18 protein-coding genes are annotated in these 21,305 nt (G+C 34.4%); 8 read left to right on the top strand and 10 right to left on the bottom strand.

Annotated elements, in window-relative coordinates; translation table 11 throughout:
• Positions 1-164: 164 nt before the first annotated feature.
• Positions 165-3,095 carry a T9SS type A sorting domain-containing protein gene (locus Q0910_RS06090; protein WP_299213609.1) on the top strand — a complete coding sequence of 977 codons (2,931 nt, stop codon included), beginning with the start codon at positions 165-167 and terminating at the stop codon, positions 3,093-3,095.
• 79 nt (positions 3,096-3,174) lie between these two features.
• Here the strand turns inward: Q0910_RS06090 and Q0910_RS06085 are convergent, their stop codons facing one another.
• From Q0910_RS06085 to Q0910_RS06040, 10 genes are all read right to left on the bottom strand, one after another.
• Entirely contained in the window at positions 3,175-6,627 is a 3,453-nt protein-coding gene (locus Q0910_RS06085) for a pyruvate carboxylase (RefSeq protein WP_299213607.1), read from the bottom strand.
• Positions 6,628-6,822: 195 nt separating this feature from the next.
• On the bottom strand, positions 6,823-7,965 hold the full coding sequence (locus tag Q0910_RS06080; protein ID WP_299213605.1) for a TRAP transporter substrate-binding protein: 1,143 nt from the start codon (positions 7,963-7,965) through the stop codon (positions 6,823-6,825).
• Between the two features lie 582 nt (positions 7,966-8,547).
• Entirely contained in the window at positions 8,548-9,894 is a 1,347-nt protein-coding gene (locus Q0910_RS06075; RefSeq protein ID WP_299213603.1) for a TRAP transporter large permease subunit, read from the bottom strand.
• Entirely contained in the window at positions 9,894-10,397 is a 504-nt protein-coding gene (locus tag Q0910_RS06070; protein ID WP_299213601.1) for a TRAP transporter small permease subunit, read from the bottom strand. Before Q0910_RS06070 ends, Q0910_RS06075 begins: the two co-directional genes overlap by 1 nt.
• Before the next feature lie 139 nt (positions 10,398-10,536).
• Positions 10,537-11,127, bottom strand: a complete 591-nt coding sequence (locus tag Q0910_RS06065; protein WP_299213599.1) for a hypothetical protein — start codon at positions 11,125-11,127, stop codon at positions 10,537-10,539.
• A 34-nt stretch (positions 11,128-11,161) separates the two neighbouring features.
• Entirely contained in the window at positions 11,162-11,923 is a 762-nt protein-coding gene (gene yaaA, locus Q0910_RS06060; RefSeq protein WP_299213597.1) for a peroxide stress protein YaaA, read from the bottom strand.
• 129 nt (positions 11,924-12,052) lie between these two features.
• On the bottom strand, positions 12,053-13,048 hold the full coding sequence (locus Q0910_RS06055) for an NAD-dependent epimerase/dehydratase family protein (RefSeq protein ID WP_299213595.1): 996 nt from the start codon (positions 13,046-13,048) through the stop codon (positions 12,053-12,055).
• A 151-nt stretch (positions 13,049-13,199) separates the two neighbouring features.
• The gene (locus Q0910_RS06050; protein ID WP_027392365.1) at positions 13,200-13,391 is read right to left on the bottom strand and encodes a cold-shock protein; all 192 of its coding nucleotides are present in this window, start codon (positions 13,389-13,391) and stop codon (positions 13,200-13,202) included.
• Positions 13,392-13,521: 130 nt separating this feature from the next.
• The gene (locus Q0910_RS06045) at positions 13,522-14,565 is read right to left on the bottom strand and encodes an RluA family pseudouridine synthase (protein WP_299213592.1); all 1,044 of its coding nucleotides are present in this window, start codon (positions 14,563-14,565) and stop codon (positions 13,522-13,524) included.
• Between the two features lie 25 nt (positions 14,566-14,590).
• Entirely contained in the window at positions 14,591-15,169 is a 579-nt protein-coding gene (locus Q0910_RS06040) for a PASTA domain-containing protein (RefSeq protein ID WP_299213590.1), read from the bottom strand.
• 94 nt (positions 15,170-15,263) lie between these two features.
• On the opposite strand from Q0910_RS06040, the gene Q0910_RS06035 reads away from it, so the two are divergent.
• The 7 genes from Q0910_RS06035 to Q0910_RS06005 all read left to right on the top strand — a co-directional run bounded on the left by Q0910_RS06035 (position 15,264) and on the right by Q0910_RS06005 (position 21,291).
• Positions 15,264-16,247, top strand: a complete 984-nt coding sequence (locus Q0910_RS06035; protein WP_299213588.1) for a D-alanine--D-alanine ligase — start codon at positions 15,264-15,266, stop codon at positions 16,245-16,247.
• 81 nt (positions 16,248-16,328) lie between these two features.
• A complete protein-coding gene (gene coaD / locus Q0910_RS06030; protein ID WP_299213586.1) occupies positions 16,329-16,790 on the top strand; it encodes a pantetheine-phosphate adenylyltransferase in 462 nt (153 codons plus the stop codon).
• Between the two features lie 28 nt (positions 16,791-16,818).
• Positions 16,819-17,553, top strand: a complete 735-nt coding sequence (locus Q0910_RS06025) for a hypothetical protein (RefSeq protein WP_299213584.1) — start codon at positions 16,819-16,821, stop codon at positions 17,551-17,553.
• Positions 17,554-17,555: 2 nt separating this feature from the next.
• A complete protein-coding gene (locus tag Q0910_RS06020) occupies positions 17,556-17,948 on the top strand; it encodes a VOC family protein (RefSeq protein WP_299213582.1) in 393 nt (130 codons plus the stop codon).
• A gap of 56 nt (positions 17,949-18,004) precedes the next feature.
• Positions 18,005-19,402 (top strand): DUF1800 domain-containing protein, encoded by a 1,398-nt coding sequence (locus Q0910_RS06015; RefSeq protein WP_299213580.1) that lies wholly within the window; start codon positions 18,005-18,007, stop codon positions 19,400-19,402.
• A gap of 12 nt (positions 19,403-19,414) precedes the next feature.
• The gene (locus tag Q0910_RS06010) at positions 19,415-20,608 is read left to right on the top strand and encodes a DUF1501 domain-containing protein (RefSeq protein WP_299213578.1); all 1,194 of its coding nucleotides are present in this window, start codon (positions 19,415-19,417) and stop codon (positions 20,606-20,608) included.
• Between the two features lie 341 nt (positions 20,609-20,949).
• Positions 20,950-21,291, top strand: coding sequence for a hypothetical protein (locus Q0910_RS06005; RefSeq protein WP_299213576.1), 342 nt, complete (start codon positions 20,950-20,952; stop codon positions 21,289-21,291).
• Positions 21,292-21,305: the final 14 nt, after the last annotated feature.

Raw genomic sequence — 21,305 nt, 5'->3', positions numbered from 1 at the left:
TTATTAACAAAAAATAATTATCTATATTTACGCCGTAAACATTTAATAACCTTAGAGTCATAATAGTAGACATCCTTATACAAATAAGCCCCCTATCTACATTGTTAATAACTTTTAAATGGAGTGTTAACAACTCAAAAAGGTGTATTTAAAATACTTAGAAAGTGAAAAAAAATATACTTGTAATTGCAATATTTCTTATTGCATATACTAGCTTTGGTCAATGTTCTATGGAGAACGATGATGACCAGTTGATTAGTGCAACTCCAAACACAATCCGAGCAGGGCAAAGTTTTACTGCCTCTTGTAATGGAATTTTGAATTCTATTGGTATTCTCACGTTTATCAACGAGTCTGTCAACGTAACCATATACGATGGAGAAGGATATAGTGGCTCAATCTTAGGAACAATTACCAATCAGCCTACGAGTCCATTTGCTACTTCTTCTGACTATTCTTTTATTGATTTTTCAGCATTGAATATTACCTTGATTGCGGGTCAGAAGTACACTTTTGACATTTCCAATTTAAGTTTTGCTATTGCTTTTGATAATGAGTCGACTCCTGATTATACGGAAGGAATACGTTTTTCAGGAGGAAGTCCTCAACTTGATTCTACTGACTTACTGTTTTTGGTAAATCTTGATGCAATTCCTTGCACAGATCCAGATGTTCCAACCGTTACGCATGCTCCAACCACTATTTGTGATGGAGACAGCACTACACTTACTATTTCTGGAAATCTTAACGATGCTACAGAGTGGCATATATATACTGGATCTTGTGGTGGTATGGAGATAGGAACTACAACTTCCGCTACTTTTATCGTAACCCCATCTATACCAAGTACCACTTATTTTGTAAGAGGTGAAGGTGGCTTATGTGTAATACCGAGTTCATGTGGAACTGTCAATGTTAATGTTACCGCAAATGATGTCGTTTCGTATACAGCTCCATCAGATCTGTGTGTTAACGAAGGTTTGCAATCCGGATTAGGCGGAGGAAGTCCTGTTGGAGGTATATATACAGGTCCTGGTGTAACGGATGATGGTAATGGAATGACCTATAGCTTTAACCCTGCAATAGCAGGTCTAGGCACACATATAATTACCTATACAAGTGCTGGCACTTGTAGTGACAGTGCAAATGACACTGTAGAAGTATTTGATTTACCAACAGTAACTTTTACTGCCCCAGCTGATCTATGTATTGATGTAGGTGTACAAAATGGGTTAGGTGGAGGAACCCCAACCGGAGGAATCTATTCAGGAGCTGGGGTAACTGATGATGGAAATGGAACAACCTATTCTTTTAATCCAACAACAGCCGGTATAGGAGTTCACACAATAACATACAGCCTTACTGATGCTAATGGATGCTCTAATGCTGCTTCAGATACCATAGAAATATTTGATATACCAACAGTAACTTTTACAGCTCCAGCAGATCTGTGTATTAATGCAGGTGTACAAACTGGATTAAGTGGCGGAACTGCAACTGGTGGTGTATATTCAGGAGCTGGAGTTACTGATAATGGTAACGGAATGACATTTTCTTTTGATCCTGCAACTGCTGGTGTTGGTATTCATACAATAACATACAGCCTTACTGATGCTAATGGATGTTCTAATGCTGCTTCAGATACCATAGAAGTATTTGATGTACCAACAGTAACATTTACTGCTCCTGCAGATCTGTGTATTGATGCAGGTGTACAAACAGGATTAAATGGTGGAACTCCAAATGGTGGTATATATTCAGGAGCTGGTGTAACTGATGATGGGAATGGAATGACATTTTCTTTTGATCCTGCAACTGCTGGTGTGGGTGTTCACACCATAACATATAACTTTACGGATGCTAATGGATGTTCTAATGCTGCTTCAGATACCATAGAAGTATTTGATGTACCAACAGTAACATTTACTGCTCCTGCAGATCTGTGTATTGATGCAGGTGTACAAACTGGATTAAGCGGTGGAACTGCGACTGGTGGTGTATATTCTGGAACTGGAGTGACTGACAATAGTAATGGAATGACATTCTCTTTTGATCCAGCAACTGCTGGTGTAGGTGTTCATACAATAACATACAGCTTTACGGATGCTAATGGATGTTCCAATTCAGCATCTGATACTATAGAAGTATTTGATGTACCAACAGTAACATTTACTGCTCCTGCAGATCTGTGTATTGATGCAGGTGTACAAACTGGATTAAGCGGTGGAACTGCAACTGGTGGTGTATATTCTGGAACTGGAGTCACTGATAATAGTAATGGAATGACATTCTCTTTTGATCCTGCAATTGCTGGTGTGGGTATTCATACCATAACATATAGCTTTACGGATGCTAATGGGTGTTCTAATTCAGCATCTGATACTATAGAAGTATTTGATCTACCAACAGTAACGTTTACAGCTCCTGCTGATCTGTGTGTTGATGCAGGTGTACAAACTGCATTAAGTGGCGGAACTGCAACTGGTGGTGTATATTCTGGAACTGGAGTCACTGATAATAGTAACGGAATGACATTCTCTTTTGATCCTGCAATTGCTGGTGTGGGTATTCATACCATAACATATAGCTTTACGGATGCTAATGGTTGTTCTAATTCAGCATCTGATACTATGGAAGTATTTGATATACCAAATGCTTCAGTAGACGATTCTTCTGCGCCTACTTTTACCGCTAATACAAATGGAGGATTCTATCAATGGATTAACTGTGATACGGACACACCTATTATTGGAGAAAACAACCAGTCTTTTACTGCTACTGAAAATGGTAATTACGGGGTAGAAATAACAATAAATGGGTGCACGCAAAGATCTTCTTGTTTTGTTGTTGCAACCCTTAGTACAGAAGAGGAAGAACTTACGATTGATCAGTTACGTGTATATCCTATTCCGACTATAGGTTTAATTAACATTTCAATTCCAATAAAAAAGGTAACTGTATATAATATAGTGGGTAAGAAAGTATTTGAAACACTTAATAATCCTTTTGATATTTCTGAATTAAGTTCTGGAATATATTTTATTAATATCGAAGGAGAAAAAGGAAGTATTATAAAACGAATTATTAAAGAATAGCATCTATTTTAAATTAAAATAGAAAAGCCTCTTAGTTTCCTATGAGGCTTTTGTTTTTATTGGTAGCACCAAAAAATTATTATTTTAAGGTTATCACCAAATCATCTGCTTCAACCATCGTCCCAGATTTAAGCACTACTTTTTTAATCGTCGCGTCTTCATTAGCAGTAATAGTCGTTTCCATTTTCATAGCTTCAATAATAAACAATGGATCGTTCTTCTTCACTTCCTGACCTGTCTTTACCAATACCGAGGATAAAGATCCTTGCAGTGGCGCCCCAATCTGCTTAGTATCTGTTTTATCTACTTTTGAATGTACTACTTTATCGACCTTAATGGAATTGTCTTTAATCTCTACATTTCGAGTCTGACCATTTACTTTAAAGAATACAGTCACCATCCCATCATCGTGAGGTTCTCCGATTGAGATTAGCTCAATCAATAAGATTTTTCCTTTATCTAATTCTATAATAATCTCCTCTCCAGGAGTCATTCCGTAAAAGAAGTTTTTAGTCGGAATATTCATCACATTACCATACTTAACGTGGTGATTATATGCGCCTGTGAACACCTTTGGATATAATTTGTACGAAAGAAAATCTGTGATATCCAGTTCTCTACCCATTCCTTTTTTGAAGACTTTTACAAAATCTTTGAACTCTGTTTCAAAATCTACAGGTTCCAGATGTGCATTCGGCCTATTGGTAAATGGCTTCTGATCCTTTAGTACTGATTTCTGAAGATCTTTCGGGAATCCTCCTTCTGGTTGTCCTAATTCTCCTTTGAACAGATTAACTACAGATTGCGGAAAAGAAATGGTTTCTCCTCGTTCTTTTACATCCTCTATAGTAAGATTATTACTTACCAGATATTGCGCCATATCCCCAACCACTTTGGAACTTGGTGTTACTTTCACAATATCTCCAAAAAGTGTATTCACCTCACCATACATCTTGGTAATTTCATGAAAACGATCTGCCAAGCCTAATCCTTGTGCCTGAGGTTTTAAATTAGAATACTGTCCTCCCGGAATTTCATGCTGATAAACCTCTCCAGTTCCTGCCTTCAGACCAGATTCGAAAACATAATAATATTCACGTACTGCTTCCCAATAATTAGAATATTCATTCAATTTTGTCATGTTCATTGGATTCTCACGTTCGTGGAACCTAAGCATTTCCATAATTGCATTAAAATTAGGTTGTGCAGTTAATCCAGAAAGTCCTCCTAAAGCAACATCTACTACATCCACTCCTGCTTCAATCGCTTTTAGATAGGTAGCCGATTGTACTGAAGAAGTATCATGAGTATGCAAATGAATAGGAATATTAATTTCAGATTTTAATGCCGAAACTAATTCATAAGCCGCATATGGTTTCAACAAACCAGCCATATCTTTAATTCCTAATATATGCGCTCCTGCATTCTCAATATCCTTTGCCAATTGCACATAATACTCTAATGTATATTTAGTTCGTTTTGGATCTAAAATATCTCCAGTGTAGCATAAAGAACCTTCAGCCAGGCCTTGTGTACGGGTTCTAACGTGTTCAATACAAGGAGCGATGGATTTCATCCAGTTTAATGAATCGAAGATTCTGAAAACATCGACTCCATTTTCCCAAGATTGCTCCACAAACTTTCCTATCAGGTTATCGGGATAAGCAGTGTATCCAACACCGTTTGATCCTCGAATTAACATCTGCAATAACAGATTAGGCATTGCTTTTCTTAATTCACGAAGACGTTCCCAGGGATTTTCTCTTAAAAACCTAAGGCAAACATCAAACGTTGCTCCACCCCAAACTTCCATACTAAAAACTTCTGGGTGGTTTTTAGCAAATCCTTCTGCCACTTTTTGCATGTCATAAGTACGCATTCTAGTAGCCAGTAAACTCTGATGTGCATCTCGCATTGTGGTATCCGTAAAATGAACTTTCTTTTCATTTTTTAACCAAGTTGCAAATTTCTCAGGTCCTAATTCCGTTAATAAATCTTTGGTTCCTTTTTTATATCCATTCGTTTGATCGAATTCCGGAACTTTCGGAAGAACAAAAGTCTTTGTTGGATCCACGGTCTTTACATCAGGATTACCGTTTACAATAATGTCTCCTAAAAAGTTTGCCAATTTGGTAGCCCGGTTTCGAGATTCTTTAATAGTGAATAACGTTTTTGTATCTCTGATAAAATTAACCGTAACTGCTCCCCTTCTAAAAGTTTCATGCTTCAGGATATTGTCTAAAAATGGCATATTTGTTTTTACACCACGAATCCTAAATTCTGAAAGAGCTCTGCGCATTTTTCTACATGCTCCGTCTAAGGTCCTACTATTAGCAGAAACCTTTACAAGCATGGAATCAAAGAAAGGTGAAATGGTAACACCTTGATATACACTACCGGCATCTAATCGAATACCAAACCCTGAAGCACTTCTATACGTGGTAATAGTTCCGTAATCAGGTTTAAAGTCATTTTCGGGATCTTCGGTTGTAATCCTACATTGTACCGCATACCCATTTACTTTAAGATTCTCTTGGCTTTCTATTTTTATTTGTGTATCAGATAACTTATAACCACCTGCAATAAAAATTTGGGCTTTGATCAAATCGATACCCGTTACTATTTCGGTAACTGTATGCTCTACTTGAACTCTAGGATTTACTTCTATAAAATAAATACTACCATCGTCATCAACCAAAAATTCTACAGTACCAATATTATTATAATCTACTGCTTTACATATTGTTAAAGCATACTGATATAAATTGTCTAGAATTTCCTGCTCAACCCCAAAGGAAGGAGCATACTCGATCACTTTTTGATAACGTCGCTGCACAGAACAATCACGTTCAAAAAGATGTACCATATTGCCATGATGATCGGCAACGATTTGTATTTCTATATGTTTTGGGTTTTCTACGAACTTCTCAAGAAAAACGGTATCATCCCCAAACGCATTGAGAGCTTCTCTCTGGGATTCAGGATATGCTTTTTCTAATTCTTCTACACTACGGATCACACGCATTCCTCGACCACCACCACCTGAAGCAGCTTTAAGCATTACTGGAAATTCAATTCGCTTAGCTTCTTTGATTGCTACCTTTACATCTGTAAGATCCTCTATATTACTTTGGATAATCGGAATATCGTTGGCAATAGCGACTTCTTTTGCCATGATCTTGTCACCTAATGAACGAAGTACTGATACTTTAGGCCCAATAAAAATGATATCGTTTTCCTCGCATCTCTGTGCAAAATCAGCATTTTCCGAAAGGAAACCATATCCCGGATGTATTGCATCTACATTGTTCTTTTTTGCAACCTTAATAATTGCTTCAATATTTAAATACGGTTTTAACGGCTCATTATCTGCTCCTATTTGATACGCTTCATCTGCTTTATATCGATGTAAAGAATATCTATCTTCATAGGTGTAAACTCCTACGGTTTGTAACCCAATCTCTGTACAAGCTCTAAAAATTCGAATAGCTATTTCCCCTCGATTGGCAACTAAAACCTTTTTGATTTGCATGATAATAATTTTGTGTTTAAATAATATTTAGCGAACATTCGCTGCGAAGATATTGATTAGAATGAATACTTCCAATACATTTTAATCAGAATAAATCAAATAATTAATTTTTACATTAATAATTAACTAATTCTTCTAAGGTGTTATCTAGAACACTTTAAGAATGGCAATTAAAAAAAATAACCGTGTCGAAATTTATTTCTGAATTTTATTGTAGTAGGCTTTTTCAGTTATTTCGGACCATTTAGATATTCTGTTTTGAAAACTAGAATAGCTCTCATATACCTCTTTGGATAAAGGATCATCCCCTATCATTTCCTGTATAGCTTCATCAGTAAAACCCCTTAATGCATCAAGCGTTTCTTTAGAAAATTCTCTGATTTCAACTCCTTCTTCATTAACTAACTTGTCTAGATAAATACCATTTTGTTTATCAAATTCTGACAACACCCAAACTTGAGCTCGTTTAGCGGCCGCCTGTAAAACAGCTTGTAAATGTGGAGGCAAACCATCATGAAGATTTTTATTAATAAAAAACTCTAATTGAGAACCCGTTTCATGCCAACCAGGCGTATAATAATATTTCGAAATTTTATGGAATCCCATTTTATAATCATGATATGGGCCAATCCATTCTGTAGCGTCAATAACTCCACGTTCTAAACTTGTATAAATCTCACTACCGGCTACCAAAACAGCAGCTCCTCCAGCTTTTTCTAATACCTTTCCTCCAATTCCTGGTAAGCGCATTTTTAACCCTTTAAAATCTTCTATTGAATTAATTTCCCGATTGAACCATCCACCCATTTGCACTCCCGTATTCCCTCCCATATAAGGCACCAAATTAAATTTCGCGTAGGTCTTTTTCCATAGTTCATAGCCGCCACCTACTTCTAACCAAGAGGTAATTTGCTGACTATTCATACCAAAAGGAACTGCTGCAAAGAACTGTGCCGCCGGAGTTTTCCCTGCCCAATAATACGCAGCTCCGCATCCCATCTCGATTGTTCCTTGCGAAACTGCATCAAAAGCTTCTAGCGGTGGTACTAATTCTCCGCCTCCATACACTTTAATTTTGATCTGACCATTAGAGAGTTCATCCACCCATTCAGCGTACTTCTCAGCTACTTCTCCAACAACCGGAAAATTAGGTGGCCAGGTGGTTGTCATTTTCCAATGAAATACTTTATTAGGTTTCGTCACATCATAGGATGAAGGGTTATTCATACTTGCCGGTGGTTCTCCTAAGCAGGATGAAAAAAATGAACTGACTAATAATAATACGAATAACCTTTTCATATCATATGTTCGGAATAGTTGTATTAAAATAGAATTCATTTTTTGATTTTTATTAGGCTCTCAATTTATAATTATTCCTAATTAAATACTATTTCTTGTTCTAAGAATTCTTTTTCCTATCAAATATTCAAAACGAAAATGTACTTCTTTGGTTTCATTTATGACTAAACCATTTTGAAAACCTAACAACACTTATTAATAATCAGACGAAAAAACAGGCTATAGTTTTATATTAATTTTAATATTTAAAAACTCGATAGGGAATGAAGTTTGATCGTTAAACAATGATCATTATTATACTTAAAATTAATAATTATAGAATATATGCTAACATATACCCATCTAACTCCCCACTTAAAATGTCTTTATTCAAAAAAAACCGTACGCCTTTACTTACAAAAAGAGATGAATTATATAAAACCATTATTTCTAAACTCCCTATTCAAAATCGTATAGATTATTGCGAATCTTTAATTTGTAGAATTCAATTCGATTTATTGAAATCAAAATGTAGAATACAAAAGAGAAAATTTAAAAAACAACTAAAAGCCGCCAAAACTGAAATAAACAATCTAAAAAAACTTTAATTATAACTTAAAAACATCTAATAGATTTTTCAATTTACTTCGAACTAAAAATAATCTCCGGAAAAAACATCACTAAACTAACGATGATTAGTTGAATTACAATAAAAGGAATAATTCCTCGATATATCTGACTGGTTTTGACCGTTGCTGGCGCAACTCCTTTTAAATAAAACAATGCAAATCCAAAAGGAGGCGTAAGAAATGACGTTTGTAGGTTTAATGCCATCAAAATTCCCACCCAAAGCATATTCATATCAAAAGCATTAAAAATCGGAGTCACAACAGGAACTATTATAAATATAATCTCAATAAAATCGATAAAGAATCCTGCAATGAAAATTACTAGCATTACTAATAACAGAAACATCAAAGGAGTTAACTGAGAAGACATGATCAATTCCTGAAGGTATTGATCTCCTCCTAATGTTCTAAATACTAATGTAAAAGTCGTTGCGCCCAACAAAATAAAAAACACCATGGAGGTTAACTTTGTGGTTTCTTGGGCAACTTCTTTTAGAATTTTAAAAGAAAACTTTTTCTGAACAATGGTTAGAATGGTTGCTCCCAATGCCCCAATTGCAGAAGCTTCTGTTGGAGAAGCTACTCCCGTAAAAATCGAACCCAAAACGATTACTATCAACAAGACAGGTAACAAGAGTACTTTAAGTACCTTAGGGATGAAATTATCTTCTCTAAATGCTGCAATTTCTTCGGCTGGAATACTTGGCGCATCATCCTTATGGATAAATGATTTTACTAAAATGTATACTATATATAATCCAACTAAAATCAACCCAGGAAACAAAGCTGCAGAAAACAATGTTCCTACATCTACCGATGCAGCTCCTCTTGAAGAACTATTGATAGTATCTGCCAATAATACTAAAACAATAGAAGGTGGAATAATCTGCCCCAAAGTCCCTGAAGATGCAATTACTCCTGCCGCTAACTCCGTTTTGTATCCTCGTTTTAGCATTGTAGGCAAACTAATTAATCCCATAGTTACTACAGTTGCTCCCACAATGCCTGTTGAAGCAGCCAATAAAGCTCCAACAATTACTACAGAAATTGCCAGACCACCTCGTATTCGTCCAAACATCATGGCCATAGTTTCTAATAAACTTTGTGCAAGTCCTGATTTCTCAAGCATTATCCCCATAAAGATAAACAAAGGAACTGCCATCAAAACGTAGTTATTTACCACTCCCATAATCCGAGAAGGTAATAAATAGAAAGTGGACATGGTAAAATATTCTGGTGCGAAAATCGATACTCCAAAAGCAAAGGCTACAGAAATACCTCCTAATGTAAAAGCAACAGGATACCCTTTCAGTATTAAGATAAAGATAATTACGAATAAGATGATTGCTAAAAACTCCATTAATTATCTCTATTAAAAATGATCTGAATTGATTTTAGCATTTCGGAAACACCTTGTATAAGTAGAAACACGAAACCTAAAGTGATGCAAAACTTAAGCACATATAACGCTGGTAATCCACCTGTTTGCGCAGAAGATTCTCTTATCATAAAGGAAGACAATCCGTAATACCAAGAAGAAACAATTACCACATAACACCAAGGTATTAATAAAAATGCGCCTCCTAACAGATCGATCCAGGCTTTGCCTTTTTCTGACATTTTGGTATAAAAAACATCTACTCTCACGTGCTTTCCATACTTGAAAGTATATCCTGACCCAACCAGAAACAAGATCCCAAATAGATAGATCTCTGTCTCAATCATCCAAATAAACGTAAACTGAAACACATATCGAATAATCACATCTACTCCAATAACAAGGGCTAAAAGAACTGCAACCCAACTTACAAGCGTTCCTATTTTTTCACCAACCCAATCGAGAAAGTTTATAATTTTTTGCATCTAACGATTTGTGAGATATATGTAAGGGATGAAGATACTAAAATTAGACACATCTGAAAATCGAAATACTAGCCTATTACATCCTTTACCATAAAATATAACTCTATCCAAGTATACAGGAAACCATTATGATTTTTGTTTAATTCTTTTTTATGGTCGTGATTTCATATTTGGTAAAAGATTTTTTATAGTCAGAGTTAATTAACTGCTTTACAAATAAAAGAGTCTCTTTCATTTTTCCATCCTTCACATATAACTTAACATTAACTGCTCTTTCGTCTTTATAATAAAACTCTTTTGGCTCTGGAATAAATACTTCTGGTTGTAAATAGCCCGAATGAGCTTTTATTTCAACCAAAGAAGAAAAAGGTATTTTCTTACCATCTTTAGGATTTAGATAATCTAAATACGTTACATTTTGAAAATTTTTAGAACCACTATTCAAAGAATCTTCAACTTCTTTTAATCGTTTACTAAATTTATCAATTGGAATATCAAGTCTTTTGACAGCAGACGTATCTATAGTCAATGACAAGGTCGAAACAGGAATTGGAGTCCCATAAAATTTGATACTATCTAACAGTTTAGATGCTTCTAGATCTTCTTTCAGTTTTGGACAAAAATGGGGTAAGGGTAATGCGTATTCATCATAAATAATTAGGTCTACAACTTTTTCACTACCGCAAGAACTTATAATCACTGCTAAAAAAACCCAAAGAACTTTGGCCATATCTGAAAACAAAATTTAAAAATATTTTATATTCCTACCTAACAAAAACCAATTCGTTTGGTTTAGAAGTATGTTCTTCACTAAAGCTATAGCCTTCATAATCGAACCCTTTCAGATCCTCTATTGTTTCTGCACCAGTATCAATGATATAACGCACCATCATACCTCTTGCTTTTTTTGCAAAGAAACTAATCATCTTTAATTTATCACCTTTCCAATCTTTAAATTGCGGAGTAATAATCGGAACTTTTAATGTCTTTTTATCAATTACGCTGAAGTATTCGTTACTTGCCAGGTTTACAAATAACTCATCATCTTGAAGTTCTTGATTTAACTGCTCGGTTACCTGCTTTTTCCAAAACTCATACAGATTATTCTTTCGCCCCACCTTAAGTTTGGTTCCCATCTCTAATCGATAAGGCTGCATTAAATCCAATGGTTTTAAAATTCCATATAACCCAGAAAGTATTCTTAGTTTATCCTGCAGTATATCCAACTTATCTTCTGGAATTGTGTAGCTATCCAATCCAATATATACATCTCCTTTAAAAGCATACACAGCGGGCCTGGCGTTTTCTGAAGTAAAAGGAAGTTGCCAATCTTGATTACGCTGCCAATTTAGTTGTGCGAGATTATCACTAATACTCATCAAATCAGAAAGCTTCTTAGGAGTCTTCTTCTGAAGAACGGTATTTAACTTTTTTGCCTCCTCTAGAAAAGATGGCTCTGTATATTTTTTTGTTGGTAACGAGGTTTCAAAGTCTAAAGACTTGGCTGGTGATATTACAATTTTCATTCGGGTAACTTTTGTTTTCTCAAAAATACAATAGTGTATTGATAAATAAAATCAACTAGCGTAATTCTTGTCTATTCGGATATTGAAATGTTCTATGTACTAAACTATTTCAAGTAGTATTATAACATTCTATTTTATATAACTCTCTTTTTTAAACCAATCAATGGTTTTTTGAATTGATTCATCTATAGACACTATTGGTTCATACCCGAGATCTCTTTTTGCTTTTTCTCCATTAAGAAACTGTCCAGCAGACATTACTGCAATGGCGGTATCATTAAGTAAAGGAAGTTCTCCTCCAAACATTTTATATTTTGCCATTTTAATCTTGGATACAATTTTCGCAAGGCGAATTGAAACTTTTTTGGGCATTTGTGGAAGTTTAGCAGTTTGAACTATTTTCTTAACTAAATTTTCCATGGATATATTCTCGCCAGTAATTAAATACCGTTCTCCTATTCTTCCATTCAGGCAGGCTAATAACAACCCTCTTGCAGCATCACCAGCATATACTACATTTCTATTTCCATCAACATACCCTGGTAATGTCTGGTTTACGATATTAGTTATAAGTCGTCCGGTTGAAGGGCCGTAATCAAACTCTCCAAAAGTCATGGTGGGGATTCCGATTACGATAGGCGTTTCAGATTTTGCTGCTTCTCTGGCTATTTTATCCATTACCCATTTAACCTGCACATAGGCTGATTTATTTTCTGGACTATTCTTATATATTATTTCCTCGCTACCAATTCCACTTTTCGATTTAGGAATTGCAATTGCTCCGCCTAAATACAATCCTTTTTTTACACTGCTTTCGTTAATTGCATTAACGAAGTTATTCATTTGATGTTCTGCAATTTTAATTTCTTTTTTTAGCGGTTTCGGATTGGTAGGGTAATATGCTCCACAATTTAAAACATAGTCTAATCCAGCGCATGCTTTTGTTAAACTATCACTATCATTTAAATCTGTAATACTGCTTTCAAATTTCAAATCCTGTATGGTTGAAAGATTGGAAGTTTTTCTATGCAAGACAACTAGTTCATTTTCCGGATTATCTAGAACAGCTTTCGCAACATGATGACCAATCATACCTGTAGCTCCTATCACTCCTATCTTATTCATCTATATAAACGTTTATGTAAAAAAAGAACATTCCTTTAATTTATACTTATAATAAAACTAAGGTTTTTTCAACAATTGCTCATTATTAGTAAAAACAAAAAAAGCCTATCCAAACGGACAGGCTTATGTTTTAAAAAAGTCAATATGTATATTATAATACTTTCACGTTTACCGCGTTCATTCCTTTTTTACCTTCTTTAAGTTCAAACTCTACTTCGTCACCTTCACGAACTTCGTCGATTAAGCCTGAAATGTGTACAAAATGGTCTTTGTTTGATCCTTCTTCTGTGATGAATCCAAATCCTTTGGAGTCATTAAAAAATTTTACTGTTCCTTTGTTCATTGTAAATAATTAAAGCGCAAATATAATATTATTTGCCAACCAATCCTTATTTATTTAAAAATAAAGTTTTTAGTAACGTTTATTTAATATTGATGAGACCCTTTTTTAAGTAAAATGAAGATAACAATTCTCAAATCAATTGATTCTTAGCATAATTCCTCCAACGTTCTACGCACTGTTCCATATCATCAGGTACTGAAGTTTCAAAATGCATTTTCTCGCCAGTTACAGGATGTACAAATCCTAAAGTTCGGGCATGTAAAGCTTGTCTTGGTAAAACTTTAAAACAATTCTCTACAAACTGCTTATATTTAGTAAAAGTGGTTCCTTTAAGAATCTTTTCTCCTCCATAGCGCTCATCATTAAATAATGTGTGACCTATATGTTTCATATGCACACGAATCTGGTGCGTTCTTCCGGTTTCTAATTTACAAGAAACTAAAGTTACATATCCTAAGCGTTCTATGACTTTATAATGTGTAACTGCTGGTTTTCCTTTATCAGCCTCATCTCCTTCAAAAACAGTATTCTGTAATCTATTCTTAGGGTGACGTCCTATATTACCTTCAATGGTTCCTTCATCTTCGTTCATATTACCCCAAGCAATTGCCACGTATTCGCGTTCTGATGTTTTATCAAAAAACTGCTTTGCTAAGTGAGTCATAGCCTCTTCAGTTTTGGCAATTACCAATAATCCGCTTGTATCCTTATCAATACGATGCACCAATCCTGGACGATCACTACTATTGTTAGGTAGGTTATCAAAATGATAAATTAAGGCATTAATCAAAGTCCCCGAATAATTTCCATGACCTGGATGCACTACCATTCCTGCAGGTTTGTTAACGACCAAAAGCACATCATCTTCATATACAATATCTAGCGGAATATCTTCTGGAGTCAATAAATTCTCATACGGAGGATGCGAAAACAAAACCCGAACCACATCATTTGGTTTTACCTTATGATTTGACTTTACTGCCACATCATTAACAAAAACACTTCCATCTTTGGCAGCTTGTTGTATTTTATTTCGTGTAGCATTTTCAACAAAATTCATTAAGAATTTGTCTACACGAAGAGGCACCTGTCCCGCTCCGGCTACGAACCGATGATGTTCATATAAATCATCTTCATTAGGTCCTAAATGTTCAATATCCAGATTCTCTTCCAAAAGTATTTTGTTTATGATATTAGTTTTATTGGGAAAGTCTTAGATTCCCGCTCTCATCACCAACTACCAGATCGATAGTGGAAGTTTTCATTATTTTATCTCCCGGTTTTAATGCCTTTCCTTTATACCTAAGCTCAAGCACCTGATCCGATGGATCCGGTTTATATGTAATCGAACCTATCTTAAATCCTAAAGCAACAAGTCTTGGCTCTACCTGTCTTCTGGTCTTACGAATCACATTAGGAACCTCAATCTTGCGATAACCAGATGGATTTAGCGTAACATAGATTTTTCTATTTTCTTTGACCATATTACCAGCCACAGGATTTTGTTCTATTACAGAATATCTAGGAAAATCCGGATTAAAATTGGCAGAATCCTGAACCTCATATCTCAAATCCTTAGATTCTAAAAGTGTTTTCACTTCATCTAATGTCTTCTTACTCAAGCTCGGTACCACAATTCGCTGATCGTGGTTCGTAGAACTATCCAACCACTTTAATGCGACATAGCATAAAATTACAGTCATTGCAATTGCAATTACAAGTTGAATAAGAAATGTTTTACTCCAAATAAATCTCAAAAGGCCTTTTATAAAATCCATGTATCGGTTGATAGTTTCGGCAAAGATATAAAAACGGAAACTTTTTAGCTTTTGTTGTGAGATAAATGATATTTTTGTTTGTAAACAGTACTCAATGAAGAAGAATATTGCCATCCTTATGGGAGGTTACTCCAGTGAATTTGATATTTCTATCCAAAGTGGAAACGTAGTATACAAGCATCTGGATAAAAATTTATACCAACCTTATCGCATTCATATTACTAAAGATTCCTGGTTTTATGTTGATGACAATGACCAAAAAACCAATATAGACAAAAATGATTTTTCACTATTTCTTGATGGTTCCAAAATCAATTTTGATGCCGCCTTTAATATCGTTCATGGCACTCCAGGAGAAGACGGTTTGTTACAGGCATATTTTGAATTAATCGGGATTCCACAAACAGCTTGTGATTTTTATCAGGCTGCTCTTACTTTTAATAAAAGAGATTGCATTAGTACTTTAAAACCATACGGAATTCCAACCGCCAAAAATTATTTCTTAAATAAAGGAGATGTAATACACACCGAATCTATAATCAATACTGTAGGTTTACCTTGTTTTGTAAAAGCTAACAAAGCTGGCAGTAGTTATGGAGTTTCTAAAGTTAAGACCATAGAAGAACTGCTACCTGCCATTGATTTAGCCTACAAAGAAGATAACGAGATTATCATAGAATCTTTTCTAAGTGGAACAGAAGTTTCTGTAGGCGTGATTACTTATAAGGGAAAGGATACTGTGCTTCCAATTACAGAAATTGTTTCTGAAAACGAATTTTTTGATTACGAAGCAAAATACTTAGGAAAATCACAAGAGATAACACCTGCCAGACTCAATGAAGAAGATGAGAAAAAGGTAAAGGATTTAGCTTTAAAAATATATCAGATACTTAAAATGAAAGGTTTCTCTAGAAGCGAATATATTTTTCATAACGGAGAACCTCATTTTGTAGAAATGAACACTAACCCAGGATTTAGCGAAGCTAGTATTTTACCTCAACAAGCAATTGCTGCAGGTATTAGTTTGCCAGAATTATTAACCAATACTATTGAAGAAGCAATAAAAGCGGATAAATAGTTGACATCCTAAATTAGATATAAAACTAATTTTTTACTTCGTAACTTTACCTATCTTTATATAAACTATCACAAATCACTTATGAGAAGAGCTGTTTTTCCAGGTTCATTTGACCCAATTACCTTAGGACATTATGATATTATCGAAAGAGGATTGACTCTTTTTGATGAAATCATATTAGCTATCGGTGTAAATGCTGAAAAGAAATATATGTTTTCCTTAGAGGAACGAAAGCGTTTTATTGAAGAAGCTTTTAAAGGTGAACCTAAGATTAAAGTAATGACCTACAAGGGACTGACTGTAGATTTTTGTAAGCAGCAGGATGCCAATTTTATTCTACGAGGACTTAGAAATCCGGGAGATTTTGAATTTGAAAAAGCCATTGCTCATACAAATAGAAAACTAACGGAAATAGAAACTGTTTTTCTACTTACCTCATCTGGAAAAAGTTATATTTCATCATCTATCGTTCGTGATGTTATTAGAAACAATGGTGATTACACGGGATTAGTCCCCGATACAGTGAGAGTAAAAAAAATATAGAATTCGTTAAACCCCAAAAATTATACTTATGCAATCTATACCTAGCACCTCTAAATTAATACTGATCTTTTCTATTGTCACAATATTTTACTCTTGTAGTAGTGATGAAGCAACTGATAATACTATAGATCCTGTAACTTGTCAAGATGCTAATGCTACTATTTATGAAGAAAAAGATGGATTGATTGCTGTCGAATTTGAAAGTATTAAGGATCATAATGATTGGATGAAAGAAAATACAATTCCTGGGTTTCTAGGGACAAACTATCTAGTTTGGACAGGAGATCAATTTACAAATGCTCCTGGCAATGGCCTGCTTACTTATAAAATAAAAATCAACAATCAAGGTACTTACAGGTTTATCTGGAGATCTAGAGTAACTAGTGGTACATCCGGATCTGAGCATAATGACTCATGGTTACGATTTGCAGATGCTTCTGGTTTTTATGGTAAAAAAGGAGAAAGTATTGTATATCCAGCGGATACTGGCCAATCCCCTACTCCAAATGGCTCTAGTAAAGACGGTTGGTTTAAAATTTATAAAAGCGGTGCTGCAGATCAATGGAAATGGCAATCCTCTACGAGCGATAATGACGGACATAATATTTTTGTTCAATTTGATACACCTGGAATATATACCATGGAGGTTTCTGCAAGATCTAATTTTCATGCACTTGATAGGTTTGTTCTTTTCTCTGAAAATGTAGCCCAAAATGACACTATAAATGAAACTACCGTTTTGAGTGAAATAACCTGTAATTAATAATGAAAAGAAGTATTGGAGCTATTACCCTAGTCGTTAAAAACTATGACGAAGCTATTCATTATTATTTAGCTAAGCTGAACTTCAAACTTATTGAAGACACTAAACTAAGTGATAAAAAACGTTGGGTTACCATTGCTCCTGACAATAGTTCTGAAACTACAATTCTACTGGCAGAAGCTGCTACTCCAGAACAGAAAAAAGCGATTGGAAATCAAACAGGTGGTAGAGTTTTCTTATTCCTACAAACCGATGATTTTTGGAGAGATTATAATGATATGAAATCCAAAGGAGTATCTTTTCTTGAAGAACCTAGAGAGGAAATTTATGGAACAGTTGTAGTTTTTGAAGATCTGTATGGTAATAAATGGGACCTTATAGAACATAAAAATTAAAGCCCTTATTAAACCTTCTACCTAAATCACAGTCCTAACATACAAAGCCTGTGATTATGAGTACTTCTTTATCAGATAAACAGATACAACATCTTTATTGGAGAACTGGTTTCGGGATTTCTTCATCAGAATTAAAATCTATTAGAGAGCTTTCTAAGCAAAAAATTATAGATCGTTTGTTTTCCGAAAGTAAACAAGAAGCTCCGTTGACACTTGATTTTGGTGCTTTACTTAAAAATCAAAGAGATCTATCTCGCGAGGAACGCAAAGAATTAAGAAAGCTTCGTAATCAAAAAATGTTAGAACTTAATGTGCTTTGGCTAAAACAGCTTACCGAAACAAAACAAGTACTAAGAGAAAAAATGACTTTATTTTTTCATGACCATTTTGCTGTTCGATTAAAAACTCCAAGAGCTAGTCTTCACCTCAATAATGTTATTAGAAAACACGCATTAGGAAACTTTGGAGATATGTTAATGGAAGTTTCAAAATCTCCTGCAATGTTATTGTTTCTTAACAATAGACAAAATCGAAAAAATAGTCCAAACGAAAACTTCGCTCGTGAGGTCATGGAGCTTTTCACACTTGGCAGAGATAATGGATATACGGAAAAAGATATCAAAGAAGCAGCAAGAGCCTTTACTGGTTGGAACTTTAATAAAACTGGTTCTTTTGTTTTTAGAAAAAACCAACACGATTATGAATCTAAAACAGTTTTAGGAAAAACCGGAAATCTTACTGGAGAAGATGTTATTAAAGTTCTTCTGGATCAAAAACAAACCGCTAGATACATCACAGAAAAGATCTATCAATATTTTGTAAACGAAAAAATAAATCCAAAACATATTGAAGAATTAGCAACTACTTTTTACGAGTCTAATTATAGTCTGGAAATCTTAATGCGAAAGATATTCATGAGCGATTGGTTTTATGAATCTCAAAACATTGGGATCAAAATAAAATCTCCTGTAGAATTGATAGTAGGATTAAGTAAGCCATTTCAGGTAGTATATAAAGATCCGAAAGTTCTCCTCTATCTGCAGCGTAAACTAAACCAAACACTATTTCTTCCACCTAACGTAGCAGGTTGGCCTGGCGGAAAATCCTGGATAGACAACTCTACATTGATGCTTCGCTTAAAACTAGCTTCTGTTACCCTGAATAACGGAGTAATCGAATGGCATGACCAGAATGATATGGAAGCAACTATGATGATACGTCAAAAATTCTATAAAAAGATGAAATCCCAAGTTGAGAAAAAAGTAAAAGCTACACCAAATTGGGAAAGCTTTCTTACTTCTCTTGAAAAAAGAGATAAAGAGGAATTAGTAAATTTTATAATACAGCCTAAGCTATCTATTGGAGCAAATGCTATTATAAAAAAGCTTGATTCCTCTAACACCAAAAACTTTATTGTTGAATTAATGAGCTTACCCGAATATCAACTTTGCTAAAACCCTTAGATTATGGACAGAAGAGATTTTTTAAAACAATCCGTTTTTGCCTCAGGAATGGCATTAGTTCCTTCCTTTCTAAAGGGAATGGAATTTTTAACACCCGATCAGTTATCAGGATATAAAAATGTAATAATCATACAGCTCTCTGGCGGAAATGACGGTCTAAATAGCATCATTCCCATTAGTAATGATATATATCACAGTTTAAGACCAACGATTTCTAAAAAAGAAACGCAAACTCTAAAAATAACAAACGACCTGGCTTTTAATAATAATTTAAAAGCAATAAAAGAATTATATGATCAAGGAGAAGTATCTATCATTAACAATGTAGGATATCCTAATCCAAACAGATCACATTTCAGAAGTACGGACATCTGGCAAACGGCCAGCGATACTAACCAGTATTTATCAACAGGTTGGGTAGGCAGATATCTCGACGCCAATTGCCAGCATCCGTATCAAGCAATCGAAGTTGACAATTCACTATCTCTTACTATGAAGGGAAATCAAATGAACGGCATGGCTGTGTCTGATCCTAACCAATTATACCGCACTACGAGAGAACCTTTTTTTAATAAGCTCGTGGACAACACGCATAAAGATATGTTAGATGAAGATAATAAGGGATATCTATACAAGACAATGCTTGAAACTTATTCATCTGCATCGTACATCTATGAAACTTCTAAAATATATAAAACCAATACCGAATACCCACAATCACCATTTGCAAAAAATCTAAAAACCATTGCTGATTTTATTGTTTCTGGATTAAAGACTAGAGTTTTCTATAGTTCTCTAGGTGGTTTTGATAGTCATGTTAATCAAGTAAATAGTCAAGATAGATTATTAGGGATATATTCTGAAGCTGTTCGTGCCTTAGTAAAAGATTTAAAAAAGAATAATAGATTTAAAGATACTTTGATTCTTACTTTTTCTGAGTTTGGTCGTAGGGTAAAACAAAATGGAAGTCGCGGAACGGATCATGGCGCAGCTAATAATGTAATTGCTATAAGTGGTTCTCTAAAAAAGGCAGGCGTTTATAACGAACTACCCAACTTGTCCAATCTGGATACCAACGGTGATATTAAATACAGTGTAGATTTTAGGAGTATATACGCGACTATACTGGGTGACTGGCTAAAAGTTGATGATAAGAACATCTTGAATAGAAATTTTAGCAAACTAACATTCATATAACAAATTCATCAAAATAACATTAGCAAATAAACCCTTTACCGTTATTTGTAGTCTACCGATTACAAGATAAATATTACAAATAGTTAAACACAACATCCATTTCATTAAAAATAAACCAATCTCTGACATAAATCGCTAGATTTAAAGGATTATAAGTAAGAAAAAAATGCATAAATGCATAAAAAACGACAAAATAAAATACGGTTAAACCGTAAAATATGTGCTGTTTATCGATATAAAAGATCGCTTTATCTAAAAGATCTCAAATCATTTTTTTTCATAACTGTTTGATTGTAAATTTGCTACAGATCAAGTAATAACTTCATTAAGCCCCAAAAATTATGAAAACTATTATTCTTACGATTATAATCTTATTTTCTTTCTCTAATGTAAACGCTCAAGAAGCGACTTCTATAGAACCTACTAAAGAGGAATCTAATAACGTTAAGAATACTAAGATTGATTTTTATGAAACGTTGATCGCTGTGAATAATTTTGACATCAAAATCAAAAAAACTAAAACAGCTACTACCGAAACCAAAACTGACTTCTATAAAGAATTGATGATCAAGAATGGATTTACTACAGACAGTAAAGAAAATACTAGATTAGCAAGCAATGACAAAAAAGAAAAAGACAGTATAATTACTGATACCACACAAATTACCGGATTATTGCCATAATTTTCAACATAAAT

Origin of the sequence: uncultured Aquimarina sp., from assembly GCF_947495315.1 — a bacterium.
Lineage (GTDB): Bacteria > Bacteroidota > Bacteroidia > Flavobacteriales > Flavobacteriaceae > Aquimarina.
This window is presented reverse-complemented; position numbering and strand designations above follow the sequence as displayed.

Bases quoted from the DNA above. Each gene is read 5' to 3' on its own strand.
- Q0910_RS06085 (WP_299213607.1), bottom strand. From the start codon at position 6,627: ATGCAAATCAAAAAGGTTTTAGTTGCCAATCGAGGGGAAATAGCTATT.
- Q0910_RS06080 (WP_299213605.1), bottom strand. From the start codon at position 7,965: ATGAATTCTATTTTAATACAACTATTCCGAACATATGATATGAAAAGG.
- Q0910_RS06075 (WP_299213603.1), bottom strand. From the start codon at position 9,894: ATGGAGTTTTTAGCAATCATCTTATTCGTAATTATCTTTATCTTAATA.
- Q0910_RS06070 (WP_299213601.1), bottom strand. From the start codon at position 10,397: ATGCAAAAAATTATAAACTTTCTCGATTGGGTTGGTGAAAAAATAGGA.
- Q0910_RS06065 (WP_299213599.1), bottom strand. From the start codon at position 11,127: ATGGCCAAAGTTCTTTGGGTTTTTTTAGCAGTGATTATAAGTTCTTGC.
- yaaA (WP_299213597.1), bottom strand. From the start codon at position 11,923: ATGAAAATTGTAATATCACCAGCCAAGTCTTTAGACTTTGAAACCTCG.
- Q0910_RS06055 (WP_299213595.1), bottom strand. From the start codon at position 13,048: ATGAATAAGATAGGAGTGATAGGAGCTACAGGTATGATTGGTCATCAT.
- Q0910_RS06050 (WP_027392365.1), bottom strand. From the start codon at position 13,391: ATGAACAAAGGAACAGTAAAATTTTTTAATGACTCCAAAGGATTTGGA.
- Q0910_RS06040 (WP_299213590.1), bottom strand. From the start codon at position 15,169: ATGGATTTTATAAAAGGCCTTTTGAGATTTATTTGGAGTAAAACATTT.
- Q0910_RS06035 (WP_299213588.1), top strand. From the start codon at position 15,264: ATGAAGAAGAATATTGCCATCCTTATGGGAGGTTACTCCAGTGAATTT.
- coaD (WP_299213586.1), top strand. From the start codon at position 16,329: ATGAGAAGAGCTGTTTTTCCAGGTTCATTTGACCCAATTACCTTAGGA.
- Q0910_RS06025 (WP_299213584.1), top strand. From the start codon at position 16,819: ATGCAATCTATACCTAGCACCTCTAAATTAATACTGATCTTTTCTATT.
- Q0910_RS06020 (WP_299213582.1), top strand. From the start codon at position 17,556: ATGAAAAGAAGTATTGGAGCTATTACCCTAGTCGTTAAAAACTATGAC.
- Q0910_RS06015 (WP_299213580.1), top strand. From the start codon at position 18,005: ATGAGTACTTCTTTATCAGATAAACAGATACAACATCTTTATTGGAGA.
- Q0910_RS06010 (WP_299213578.1), top strand. From the start codon at position 19,415: ATGGACAGAAGAGATTTTTTAAAACAATCCGTTTTTGCCTCAGGAATG.
- Q0910_RS06005 (WP_299213576.1), top strand. From the start codon at position 20,950: ATGAAAACTATTATTCTTACGATTATAATCTTATTTTCTTTCTCTAAT.